The 12,571-nt window shown below is 54.0% G+C and carries 10 protein-coding genes and 1 tRNA gene; 7 read left to right on the plus strand and 4 right to left on the minus strand.

Annotated elements, in window-relative coordinates:
* The first annotated feature begins 169 nt into the window (after positions 1 to 169).
* The 4 genes from NNN71_RS20065 to narI are packed head-to-tail and all read left to right on the plus strand — an operon-like array spanning position 170 to position 6,832.
* Positions 170 to 3,913: a nitrate reductase subunit alpha gene (locus NNN71_RS20065; protein ID WP_271459190.1), complete on the plus strand. Its 3,744-nt coding sequence runs from the start codon at positions 170 to 172 to the stop codon at positions 3,911 to 3,913.
* Positions 3,910 to 5,448: a nitrate reductase subunit beta gene (gene narH, locus NNN71_RS20070; RefSeq protein ID WP_271459191.1), complete on the plus strand. Its 1,539-nt coding sequence runs from the start codon at positions 3,910 to 3,912 to the stop codon at positions 5,446 to 5,448. Before NNN71_RS20065 ends, narH begins: the two co-directional genes overlap by 4 nt.
* Positions 5,445 to 6,155, plus strand: coding sequence for a nitrate reductase molybdenum cofactor assembly chaperone (gene narJ / locus NNN71_RS20075; RefSeq protein WP_167575716.1), 711 nt, complete (start codon positions 5,445 to 5,447; stop codon positions 6,153 to 6,155). Before narH ends, narJ begins: the two co-directional genes overlap by 4 nt.
* Positions 6,155 to 6,832, plus strand: a complete 678-nt coding sequence (gene narI, locus NNN71_RS20080) for a respiratory nitrate reductase subunit gamma (RefSeq protein ID WP_064544999.1) — start codon at positions 6,155 to 6,157, stop codon at positions 6,830 to 6,832. Before narJ ends, narI begins: the two co-directional genes overlap by 1 nt.
* A gap of 180 nt (positions 6,833 to 7,012) precedes the next feature.
* On the opposite strand, the gene NNN71_RS20085 is transcribed toward narI, so the two are convergent.
* The 3 genes from NNN71_RS20085 to NNN71_RS20095 all read right to left on the minus strand — a co-directional run bounded on the left by NNN71_RS20085 (position 7,013) and on the right by NNN71_RS20095 (position 8,610).
* Positions 7,013 to 7,097, minus strand: a tRNA-Tyr gene (locus NNN71_RS20085).
* 163 nt (positions 7,098 to 7,260) lie between these two features.
* Complete coding sequence (gene purU, locus NNN71_RS20090) at positions 7,261 to 8,103, minus strand: formyltetrahydrofolate deformylase (protein WP_163448661.1); 843 nt, start codon at positions 8,101 to 8,103, stop codon at positions 7,261 to 7,263.
* Positions 8,104 to 8,151: 48 nt separating this feature from the next.
* Complete coding sequence (locus tag NNN71_RS20095) at positions 8,152 to 8,610, minus strand: YchJ family protein (RefSeq protein WP_271459193.1); 459 nt, start codon at positions 8,608 to 8,610, stop codon at positions 8,152 to 8,154.
* A 113-nt stretch (positions 8,611 to 8,723) separates the two neighbouring features.
* Between NNN71_RS20095 and rssA the strand changes: the two genes are divergently transcribed.
* The 3 genes from rssA (at position 8,724) to galU (ending at position 11,966) form a co-directional block, all read left to right on the plus strand.
* On the plus strand, positions 8,724 to 9,635 hold the full coding sequence (rssA, locus tag NNN71_RS20100) for a patatin-like phospholipase RssA (RefSeq protein WP_167575717.1): 912 nt from the start codon (positions 8,724 to 8,726) through the stop codon (positions 9,633 to 9,635).
* Positions 9,636 to 9,726: 91 nt separating this feature from the next.
* Positions 9,727 to 10,740: a two-component system response regulator RssB gene (rssB, locus tag NNN71_RS20105; protein ID WP_163448659.1), complete on the plus strand. Its 1,014-nt coding sequence runs from the start codon at positions 9,727 to 9,729 to the stop codon at positions 10,738 to 10,740.
* 317 nt (positions 10,741 to 11,057) lie between these two features.
* The gene (galU, locus tag NNN71_RS20110; protein ID WP_271459192.1) at positions 11,058 to 11,966 is read left to right on the plus strand and encodes a UTP--glucose-1-phosphate uridylyltransferase GalU; all 909 of its coding nucleotides are present in this window, start codon (positions 11,058 to 11,060) and stop codon (positions 11,964 to 11,966) included.
* Between the two features lie 162 nt (positions 11,967 to 12,128).
* Here the strand turns inward: galU and hns are convergent, their stop codons facing one another.
* The gene (gene hns / locus NNN71_RS20115; RefSeq protein WP_064545023.1) at positions 12,129 to 12,542 is read right to left on the minus strand and encodes a histone-like nucleoid-structuring protein H-NS; all 414 of its coding nucleotides are present in this window, start codon (positions 12,540 to 12,542) and stop codon (positions 12,129 to 12,131) included.
* Positions 12,543 to 12,571: the final 29 nt, after the last annotated feature.

The raw sequence follows: 12,571 nt of genomic DNA on the forward strand, positions 1-12,571 counted from the left end.
ATACAAATGCATACCACCTTGGTGGTATGTGAGTTTTTAGCCGCAATTGTTAAGCCTGCCCGCCTTGATCGTTATCAATTCCCTCCATCTTTCAGCGCGTTAACTTCGCTGCAAATTCAGCAATGTCGATTTATCAGAGAGCCGTCAGGCTCCAAACAGGAGAGACCCGATGAGTAAATTCCTGGACCGGTTTCGCTACTTTAAACAAAAGGGTGAAACATTTGCCGATGGGCACGGACAGATTCTAGATACCAACCGGGATTGGGAAGATGGATACCGAAGCCGCTGGCAGCATGACAAAGTTGTGCGCTCCACGCACGGCGTAAACTGCACCGGTTCCTGCAGCTGGAAAATCTACGTTAAAAACGGTCTGGTCACCTGGGAAACCCAGCAGACCGATTACCCGCGCACCCGTCCGGACCTGCCAAACCATGAACCTCGCGGCTGTCCGCGTGGGGCGAGCTATTCCTGGTACCTTTATAGCGCCAACCGTCTGAAATACCCGCTGATGCGTAAACGCCTGATGAAAATGTGGCGTGATGCGAAGAAACTGCACAGCGATCCGGTTGATGCCTGGGCATCCATTATTGAAGATGCCGACAAAGCAAAAAGCTTCAAGCAAGCGCGTGGCCGCGGTGGCTTCGTACGCTCCTCCTGGCAGGAAGTGAACGAGCTGATTGCCGCCTCCAACGTTTACACCGTCAAAACCTACGGCCCGGACCGTGTGGCAGGCTTCTCGCCGATCCCGGCGATGTCGATGGTTTCCTATGCTTCTGGCGCCCGCTATCTCTCCCTGATCGGCGGCACCTGCCTGAGCTTCTACGACTGGTACTGTGACTTGCCGCCAGCGTCTCCGCAGACCTGGGGCGAACAGACCGACGTACCGGAATCCGCCGACTGGTACAACTCCAGCTACATTCTCGCCTGGGGTTCCAACGTTCCGCAAACGCGTACCCCGGACGCGCACTTCTTTACTGAAGTTCGCTATAAAGGCACCAAAACCGTCGCTATTACCCCGGACTACGCTGAAATCGCCAAGCTGTGCGACCTGTGGCTGGCACCGAAGCAGGGGACCGATGCGGCGATGGCGCTGGCGATGGGCCACGTGATGCTGCGTGAATTCCACCTCGACAAACCGAGCCAGTACTTCACCGATTACGTTCGCCGCTACACCGACATGCCAATGCTGGTGATGCTGGAAGAGCGTGATGGCTTCTACGCCGCGGGCCGTATGCTGCGTGCAGCGGATCTGGTGGACGGTCTGGGTCAGGAAGAGCATCCGGAATGGAAAACCGTCGCTTTTGATGAAAAAGGCGAAATGATCGCGCCAAACGGTTCAATCGGTTACCGCTGGGGCGATAAAGGTAAGTGGAACCTCGAACAGCGCGACGGTAAAACTGGCGAAGAGGTTGAACTGCGCCTCAGCCTGTTGGGCAGCCATGACGACGTGGCCCAGGTTGGCTTCCCGTACTTTGGCGGCGACGGCACCGAACATTTCGCCAGCGTTGAGCTGGAAAACATCCTGCTGCACAAACTGCCGGTGAAACGCCTGCAGCTGGCCGACGGCAGCACCGCGCTGGTGACTACCGTTTATGACCTGACCATGGCGAACTACGGCCTGGAACGCGGTCTGAACGATGAAAACTGCGCGACCAGCTACGAAGATATTAAAGCGTACACCCCGGCGTGGGCGGAGAAAATCACCGGCGTTTCCAGCGCACAGATCGTCCGTATCGCGCGTGAGTTCGCCGATAACGCCGATAAGACGCATGGTCGCTCGATGATCATCGTCGGTGCCGGTCTGAACCACTGGTACCACCTCGATATGAACTATCGTGGCCTGATTAACATGCTGGTGTTCTGCGGCTGCGTCGGTCAGAGCGGCGGCGGCTGGGCACACTACGTGGGCCAGGAAAAACTGCGTCCGCAGACCGGCTGGCAGCCGCTGGCGTTCGCCCTTGACTGGCAGCGTCCGGCACGTCACATGAACAGCACCTCCTACTTCTATAACCACTCCAGCCAATGGCGCTATGAGTCGGTTACCGCGCAGGAGCTGCTGTCACCGCTGGCGGATAAATCTCGCTACACTGGTCATCTGCTGGACTTCAACGTGCGCGCAGAACGCATGGGCTGGCTGCCGTCTGCGCCGCAGTTAGGCACCAACCCGCTGCGCATTGCCGATCAAGCGAAAAAAGCCGGCATGACCCCGGTGGATTACACCGTTAAGGCGCTGAAAGAAGGTTCTATCCGCTTTGCCGCTGAGCAGCCGGAGAACGGTAAAAACCATCCGCGTAACCTGTTCATCTGGCGCTCTAACCTGCTGGGCTCTTCCGGTAAAGGTCATGAGTACATGCTGAAGTATCTGCTGGGTACCGAGCACGGAATTCAGGGGCTGGATCTCGGCAAGCAGGGCGGCGTGAAGCCGGAAGAAGTGGAATGGCAGGATAATGGCCTCGACGGCAAGCTGGATCTGGTGGTGACGCTGGACTTCCGTCTGTCGAGCACCTGTCTGTACTCCGACATCGTGCTGCCGACTGCGACATGGTATGAAAAAGACGACATGAATACCTCGGATATGCATCCGTTTATTCACCCGCTGTCTGCCGCCGTTGATCCGGCCTGGGAGTCGAAAAGCGACTGGGAAATCTACAAAGGCATCGCCAAGAAATTCTCTGAAGTCTGCGTTGGCCACCTCGGTAAAGAAACCGATGTCGTCACGCTGCCAATTCAGCACGACTCCGCTGCCGAACTGGCGCAGCCGTTAGACGTGAAGGACTGGAAAAAAGGCGAATGCGACCTGATCCCGGGCAAAACCGCGCCGCACATTATTCCGGTTGAACGTGATTACCCGGCAACCTACGAGCGCTTTACCTCTATCGGCCCGCTGATGGAGAAAATCGGTAACGGCGGTAAAGGCATTGCCTGGAACACCCAGAGCGAAATGGATCTGCTGCGTAAGCTCAACTACACCAAGGCGGAAGGCCCGGCGAAAGGTCAGCCTTGGCTTGATACCGCGATTGATGCCGCAGAGATGATCCTCACTCTGGCGCCGGAAACCAACGGTCAGGTGGCGGTGAAAGCCTGGGCGGCGCTGAGCGAGTTTACCGGTCGCGACCACACCCATCTGGCGCTTAATAAAGAAGACGAAAAAATTCGCTTCCGCGATATTCAGGCGCAGCCGCGCAAGATTATCTCCAGCCCGACCTGGTCTGGCCTGGAAGATGAGCACGTCTCTTACAACGCCGGTTATACCAACGTTCACGAGCTGATCCCATGGCGTACGCTCTCGGGTCGTCAGTCCTTGTATCAGGACCACCAGTGGATGCGCGACTTCGGTGAAAGCCTGCTGGTTTACCGTCCACCTATCGACACCCGTTCGGTGAAAGAGGTGATGGGTAAGAAATCCAACGGTTACCCGGAGAAGGCGCTGAACTTCCTGACGCCGCACCAGAAATGGGGCATTCACTCCACCTACAGCGACAACCTGCTGATGCTGACATTAGGTCGCGGCGGCCCGGTGGTATGGATGAGTGAAGAAGATGCCAAAGAGATCGGTATTGAAGACAACGACTGGATCGAAGTCTTCAACAACAACGGCGCACTGACCGCGCGTGCGGTCGTGAGCCAGCGTGTACCAGCCGGGATGACCATGATGTACCACGCGCAGGAACGTATTGTGAACCTGCCGGGTTCAGAAATTACCGGTCAGCGCGGCGGTATCCATAACTCGGTGACCCGCATTACGCCAAAACCGACCCATATGATTGGTGGCTATGCGCACCTGGCCTACGGCTTTAACTACTACGGCACCGTAGGTTCTAACCGTGATGAGTTCGTGGTGGTACGTAAGATGAAGAACATTAACTGGCTGGATGGCGAAGGCAATGACCAGGTACAGGAGAGCGTAAAATGAAAATTCGTTCACAAGTCGGCATGGTGCTGAATCTCGATAAATGCATCGGCTGTCATACCTGCTCAGTCACCTGTAAAAACGTCTGGACCAGCCGTGAAGGGACCGAGTACGCGTGGTTCAACAACGTTGAAACCAAGCCGGGCACCGGTTTCCCAACCGACTGGGAAGATCAGGAGAAATATAAAGGCGGTTGGATCCGTAAAATCAATGGCAAGCTAGTGCCGCGCATGGGCAACAAAGCGCTGCTGCTGGGTAAAATCTTTGCCAACCCGCATCTGCCGGGGCTGGATGATTACTACGAGCCGTTTGATTTTGACTACCAGACGCTGCATAACGCACCTGCGGATAGCAAAGCACAGCCCATTGCCCGTCCGCGCTCGCTGATTACCGGCAAGCGTATGGACAAAATCACCAAAGGTCCGAACTGGGAAGACGACCTCGGCGGTGAGTTCGAGAAGCTGTCGAAAGACAAAAACTTCGAGAACATGCAAAAGGCGATGTACGGCCAGTTCGAGAATACCTTCATGATGTACCTGCCGCGTCTGTGCGAGCACTGCCTCAATCCGGCGTGCGTGGCAACCTGCCCAAGCGGTGCCATCTACAAGCGTGAAGAAGACGGCATTGTGCTGATCGACCAGGACAAGTGCCGCGGCTGGCGTATGTGTATTACCGGTTGCCCGTACAAGAAGATCTACTTCAACTGGAAGAGCGGCAAATCTGAAAAATGCATCTTCTGCTATCCGCGTATTGAAGCGGGTCAGCCGACCGTGTGTTCAGAAACTTGCGTAGGCCGTATTCGCTACCTCGGCGTGCTGCTGTATGACGCGGATGCGATTGAAACCGCAGCCAGCACCGAAAACGAGAAAGATCTGTATCAGCGTCAGCTGGACGTGTTCCTCGACCCGAACGATCCGAAAGTGATTGAACAGGCGCAGAAAGACGGCATTCCGCTGAGCGTGATTGACGCGGCGCAGAAATCGCCGGTCTACAAAATGGCGATGGACTGGAAGCTGGCGCTGCCGCTGCACCCGGAATACCGTACGCTGCCGATGGTCTGGTACGTGCCGCCATTGTCGCCGATTCAGTCCGCCGCCGATGCGGGCGAGTTGGGCAGCAACGGTATCCTGCCGGACGTTGAAAGTCTGCGTATTCCGGTGCAATACCTGGCGAACCTGCTGACCGCAGGCGACACCGCACCGGTGCTGCTGGCGCTGAAACGTATGCTGGCGATGCGTCACTTCAAACGTACCGAAACCGTCGATGGCGTTATCGATACCCGTGCGCTGGAAGAGGTGGGGCTGACCGAAGCACAGGCGCAGGAAATGTACCGCTATCTGGCGATTGCCAACTACGAAGACCGCTTCGTGGTACCAAGCAGTCACCGTGAACAAGCGCGTGAAGCGTTCCCGGAGAAAAACGGTTGTGGCTTTAGCTTCGGCGACGGCTGTCACGGTTCGGACACTAAGTTCAACCTGTTCAACAGCCGTCGTATCGATTCCGTGGACGTGAGCAGCAAAACGGAGCCGCACGCATGATTGAACTCGTGGTGATTTCACGTCTCCTTGAGTACCCGGATGCTGCCTTATGGCAGCATCAAGGCGAACTCTTCGACGTATTGTCTGAATCAGACAAACTGGAAAAAGCGGATGCTCAGGCGCTGGGCATCTTCCTGCGTGATTTAACCGCGCAGGATCTTCTGGACGCTCAGGCGGCCTACAGTGAACTGTTTGACCGTGGTCGCGCCACCTCGCTGCTGCTGTTCGAACACGTTCACGGCGAATCCCGCGATCGCGGGCAGGCAATGGTCGATCTGCTGAATCAGTATGAGCAGCACGGTCTGGTCCTCGACAGCCGCGAGCTGCCGGATCACCTGCCGCTGTATCTGGAGTATCTGGCACAACTGCCCGAGAGTGAAGCGGTCGGCGGCCTACAGGATATCGCGCCGATTCTGGCGCTGCTCTGCGCACGCTTGCAACAGCGTGAGAGCCGCTATGCGGTACTGTTCGAACAGTTGCTGAAGCTCGCCAACAGCGCGGTAGATGAAGCGAAAGTGGCGGAAAAAATTGCGGACGAAGCCCGCGATGATACGCCACAGGCGCTGGATGCGGTGTGGGAAGAAGAGCAGGTGAAATTCTTTGCCGACCAGGGCTGCGGTGATTCGGAAATCGCCAATCACCAGCGTCGTTTTGCCGGAGCCGTGGCCCCGCAATATTTGAATATCTCTAACGGAGGACAGCAATAATGCACTTCCTGAATATGTTCTTCTTTGACATTTATCCGTACATCGCGGGTTCTGTCTTCCTGATTGGCAGCTGGCTGCGCTACGACTACGGCCAGTACACCTGGCGTGCCGCTTCCAGCCAGATGCTGGATCGCAAAGGGATGAACCTGGCATCGAACCTGTTCCATATCGGGATTCTGGGGGTATTTGCTGGTCACTTCCTGGGGATGCTGACTCCGCACTGGATGTACGAAGCGTGGCTGCCACTGGAAGTGAAACAGAAGATGGCGATGTTTGGCGGTGGCGCGGCAGGTCTGATGTGCCTGGTCGGTGGTGTGCTGCTGCTCAAACGCCGTCTGTTTAGCCCACGCGTGCGTGCGACCACGACCGGCGCCGATATTCTGGTGCTCTCCGTGCTGGTTATCCAGTGCGCGCTGGGCCTGCTGACCATTCCGTTCTCCGCCCAGCATATGGACGGGAGTGAAATGATGAAGCTGGTCGGCTGGGCGCAGTCCGTGGTGACCTTCCATGGTGGCGCCTCCGCACATCTGGACGGTGTAGCCTTTATCTTCCGTATGCACCTGGTGCTGGGTATGACGCTGTTCCTGCTGTTCCCATTCTCGCGCCTGGTACATATCTGGAGCGTGCCGGTCGAGTACCTGACCCGCAAGTATCAGATTGTTCGTGCACGCCATTAATATGGTGCTGTGACGCTCTAAACCCCGCTTCGGCGGGGTTTTTTTGTGCGGTCTGTTCCCCGGCCAAGCGCAGCGCCGCTGGGATATATATGGCAGAGAGGCAAGATAGAGCTAGAGAAATAAAAGAAATGACTGAGAGAGATTTGAATATTTAATGGAAAGAGGTACTACCGGAGATGATGGTGGTGGGGGAAGGATTCGAACCTTCGAAGTCGATGACGGCAGATTTACAGTCTGCTCCCTTTGGCCGCTCGGGAACCCCACCACTGGGGTAATGCTTGGTTTTACTGGCCTGCTTCCTTCTCGGGAAGCGGGGCGCATCATATCAAATGACGCGCCGCTGTAAAGCATTCGTTTATCGAAAATGAACTGTTTGCCTGCTTTTTATCCGCAACGGGTTAAAGCTAATCAATTCATTTCGCTAACGATTAAAGAATAATCGTGCGATTACCATAAACGAAAACGCGTTGCGCCAGCACCTGATACAGCGCACGGCTCAGTACATTTTTCTCGACGTCACGACCGGCTCGCATCATGTCTTCTGCCGTATAGGTGTGATCGACGTGAATAACGTCCTGCATGATGATTGGACCTTCATCCAGGTTATCGTTCACGTAGTGTGCGGTCGCACCGACAATTTTCACGCCGCGCTCGTAGGCCTGATGGTACGGGCGGGCGCCAATAAACGCCGGCAGGAATGAATGGTGGATGTTGATAATCTTGTTCGGGAAACGGGCGACAAACTCAGGCGTCAGCACGCGCATATATTTCGCCAGCACTACGTAGTCAGGCTCGTGTGCTTCGATGGCATCGGCCATTAATTTATCGTGCTCTTCGCGTGCCAGCCCTTCATGACTGACCAGCTGGAACGGAATACCAAAACGTTCAACCAGCGTACGCAGAGTCTCGTGGTTACCGATGACGGCGGCAATTTCGACATCCAGGCCGCCGTAGTTGGCTTTCATCAACAGATCGCCAAGGCAGTGCGCCTCTTTCGTCACCAGAATAACGATGCGGCGGCGTCCCGCAGGATTCAGCTCGCGTACGGAACCTTCCGGCAGCGCGCTGTCTAAATCTGCGAGCAGGGTGGCGTCGTTGAAGATGCCTTCCAGTTCGGTACGCATAAAGAAACGTCCGGTGCGGTGGTCGACGAATTCATTGTTCTGCACGATGTTCAATTCGTGTTTGTAGCAGATGTTGGTGATGCGCGCGATCAGGCCTTTCTGGTCAGGGCAGATGGTGCGTAGTACTTTTCGTTGAATGGAGTGCATTGCCGGGTAAATCCTGTTGATGATGTTTGCGAAGCTGTTGTCAGGCGTTTATTGCCCACAGCATTTTTTAAATTTTTTCCCTGAACCGCAAGGGCAAGGGTCGTTTCTGCCAATCACTGGCCGCGTACCGTCAATATAGTACCACTGACCGTTTTCTTTTAAGAATCGCGAACGCTCAATCATGGCGCCATTTTTGTTATGTTCACGAAAACGAGCGACAAAGCTGACAAAACCTTCATCCGCATTGCGGCCATCGTCGGTGGCGAACACGGTCAGCCCTAGCCATTCGGTATGGGCAAAACCGTTATGAATATCATCGCGAAACGCAGCAGCCTGACAGGTGGGATGCCAGGTTTTGACCAGATAATCTGCATCCTTCTTCACGAAGGCGCAATAGCGTGAGCGCATAAGGTGTGATGGGCTCGGTGCGACTTCGTTGCCGGACAGATAACGCTGGCAACATAAGCTATACTCGAGGGCGCTCCCACAGGGGCAAAGTTCAGACAAAGCGATCTCCCTGAAACGATAAATTAACGGCGACGTTACGCCTGATTGCACTATGGTAACCGAGCGATGGGGATGATACCACGCCAGAAGCAAGAGGATGTTCATCGGTCACAATGAGAAAGATTAAAATTGGCCTGGCGTTAGGTTCAGGGGCGGCGCGGGGCTGGTCGCATATTGGCGTGATTAAAGCGCTGCAGAAAATGGGTATAGAGATTGATATCGTTGCCGGATGTTCCATCGGTTCGCTGGTGGGGGCGGCGTACGCCAGCAATCAACTTCCGGCGCTGGAGAAGTGGGTCTGTTCATTCAGCTATTGGGATGTGCTGCGCCTGATGGATTTGTCATGGCGCCGGGGCGGGCTGCTGCGCGGTGAACGCGTCTTTAATCACTATCGGCAGATTATGCCGAACGACACGATCGAACAGTGCGAGCGTCGTTTTGCGGCGGTTGCGACTAACCTTAGCACCGGCCGTGAACTGTGGTTTACCGAAGGTGATCTGCATATGGCGGTTCGCGCATCGTGTAGCATACCGGGGTTGATGGCGCCGGTGCAGCATAACGGTTATTGGTTAGTGGATGGCGCGGTCGTTAACCCGGTACCGGTTTCGTTAACACGTGCGCTGGGGGCTGACATTGTCATTGCGGTCGATTTGCAACACGACGCACACCTTATGCAGCAGGATCTCCTGTCCGTCAATATTCAGCCCGATGGAGAGATGAATGAATCGCCAGATGAGCTATCATGGCATGAGCGCCTGCGCGCCCGTTTGGGACGCGTCGCTTCTCGCCGGTCGGTGGTTGCGCCCACAGCAATGGAAATTATGACAACGTCCATCCAGGTGCTGGAAAATCGGCTCAAACGTAACCGCATGGCGGGTGACCCGCCGGACATTCTGTTACAACCGTTTTGCCCCCAGATTTCAACTCTGGATTTTCATCGAGCTTCATCTGCAATAGCCGCGGGTCAACAAGCGGTTGAAAAAAAGACAGATGAGCTGCTGCCTTTAGTACAGAGTTCAACTTAAGGCATTTTTTTCGACTACTTCAGCAAATTCTGAAAGGCGTTTATCACAATAGCATGCCACTATTTAGATATCGTCGGGCAGGGGAGATATCATGACGCAGCCGTTGGCGGGAAAACAGATTTTGATTGTCGAAGACGAACCGGTTTTCCGCTCACTTATGGATTCATGGCTTTCGTCGCTCGGTGCACACACGCTGCTTGCTCAGGACGGCGTTGACGCGCTTTCGCAGATGGAAAGCCAAAGACCCGATCTGATGATATGTGACCTGGCAATGCCGCGTATGAACGGCTTACAGCTGGTCGAACATCTGCGCAATGCCGGCGATACGCTACCCATTCTCATCATTTCCGCGACCGAAAATATGGCTGATATTGCCAAAGCGCTGCGCCTTGGCGTTCAGGATGTGTTATTAAAGCCGGTTAAAGATTTGAACCGTCTGCGTGAAACGGTATTGGCCTGCCTTTATCCCAATATGTTTAATTCCCGGGTGGAAGAAGAAGAGCGGTTATTTGAAGACTGGGATGCGTTGGTGAACAATCCCGCGGCGGCGGCAAAGCTTTTACAAGAGCTACAGCCGCCGGTGCAGCAAAGAATATCGCACTGTCGGATAAATTATCGCCAGCTGATGGCGGTCGACGCCCCCGGTTTAGTGTTGGATATAGCGCCACTGTCTGAGCACGATTTGGCATTTTATTGCCTGGATGTTACCCGCGCGGGCGATAATGGGGTACTGGCGGCATTATTATTGCGTGTGCTCTTTAATGGTCTCTTGCAAGAACAGCTGGCACATCAAGGTCAGCGCCTACCCGAATTAGGCAGTTTGTTAAAGCAGGTCAATCAGCTATTGCGTCAGGCCAATCTTCCCGGACAGTTTCCGCTACTCGTGGGTTATTATCATAGCGGGTTAAAAAATCTCATCCTGGTCTCTGCTGGTTTGAACGGCACATTAAATACCGGCGAACATCAAATACAAATAAGTAATGGCGTACCGCTGGGGACGTTAGGTAACGCTTATCTCAACCAAATAAGTCAGCGTTGCACTTCCTGGCAGTGCCAGATTTGGGGAAATGGTGGTCGTTTACGCTTAATGTTGTCTGCGGAATGAGCAAACGCATTTTTTTACAGGGATAGCTTTAACGGCTTTTCTGCCGTGGTGCTACTATCTGGCAAATTGATGTGGATATACTCGTCATACTTCAGCGTGCTGGTGCGTTGAACGGACCCGTTATCTTCGGCGGCGGTGATTAACGTTAGCGCGGGGTTTATGGGCAGCGCTCTTCCTTCAGTCCGACTTTCGAGTATAAATCTTAATTCGAGGTCATCGCGTCCTTTTCAGAGCAGCCTCAGTAGGTTGTGATGATATACTCGACGCGTTATTAATAAACGAGCAAGTTCAAAGTTTGAACAGTTCAGGAGATTTGAATGGCTGCCCTAAATTCGAAAGTTAAAAAGGCTGTTATCCCGGTTGCCGGATTAGGTACAAGGATGTTGCCTGCGACTAAAGCAATTCCAAAGGAAATGTTGCCGCTGGTCGATAAGCCTTTAATTCAGTATGTCGTGAACGAGTGTATCGCAGCTGGTATCACTGAAATTGTACTGGTTACCCATTCTTCCAAGAATTCTATTGAAAACCACTTCGACACCAGCTTTGAGCTTGAAGCCATGCTGGAGAAGCGCGTCAAACGTCAGCTTCTGGAAGAAGTACAGTCTATCTGCCCGCCGCATGTCACCATTATGCAAGTTCGTCAGGGGCTGGCAAAAGGTCTGGGCCACGCGGTGCTGTGCGCGCATCCTGTCGTTGGGGATGAGCCTGTTGCGGTCATCCTGCCGGACGTTATTCTTGATGAATATGAATCCGATCTGAGCCGCGATAACCTGGCTGAAATGATCGCGCGTTTTGACGAAACGGGCTCAAGTCAGATCATGGTTGAGCCGGTTGCTGACGTTACTGCCTACGGCGTGGTTGATTGCAAAGGCGCGACCCTGAACCCGGGCGATAGCGTGCCGATGGTTGGCGTGGTTGAGAAGCCGAAAGCCGACGTTGCGCCGTCTAATCTTGCCGTTGTGGGGCGCTACGTCCTGAGCGCAGAAATCTGGCCATTGCTGGCGAAAACCCCTCCTGGCGCCGGTGATGAGATTCAGCTGACTGATGCTATCGACATGCTGATCGAAAAAGAGACCGTGGAGGCCTATCACATGAAGGGCAAAAGCCATGACTGTGGTAACAAGCTGGGGTATATGCAGGCGTTTGTGGAATACGGCATCCGTCATAATACGCTGGGTGAAGATTTCAAAGCGTGGCTGCAAGACACGCTGGGCATCGCGAAGTAATATCGTGAGGACGAAAAAGCCGGGGAAACCCGGTTTTTTTATTTTTAAATAACACGAAAGGATAAAAAATGAACGAGCTTGTGTCGATGTGTTATCAAGCTGGCGGTAAAGGTCCAGATATAAAAAATCCCGCCGTAGCGGGATTTTTACACAGCGTGAGGATTAATCCTTGATCAGGAAATCGTCCAGAGATTTACCCTGCTCATCCATCGCTTTTTTGATTACTGCTGGGGTACGGCCCTGGCCAGTCCAGGTTTTGGTTTCGCCGTTTTCATCAACGTAGCTATATTTAGCAGGACGTGCAGCACGTTTCGCTTTGGTGCCAGTCTTGGCTGCAGCCATGCTATTCAGCAGTTCGTTCGGATCAATACCGTCAGCAATCAGCATTTCGCGGTATTGTTGCAGTTTACGGGTGCGCTCTTCGATTTCTGCCGCAGCAGCATTTTCTTCTTCACGACGTTCGTTAACAACAACTTCTAATTTTTCCAGCATTTCTTCAAGCGTTTCAAGGGTGCATTCTCTTGCCTGCGCACGAAGAGTACGGATGTTGTTCAAAATTTTAAGTGCTTCGCTCATTGTAGTAATCTCAAACTTATATTGTGGGG

This window comes from Kluyvera sp. Awk 3, assembly GCF_028069715.1.
Classification (GTDB): Bacteria; Pseudomonadota; Gammaproteobacteria; order Enterobacterales; family Enterobacteriaceae; genus Kluyvera; species Kluyvera georgiana_A.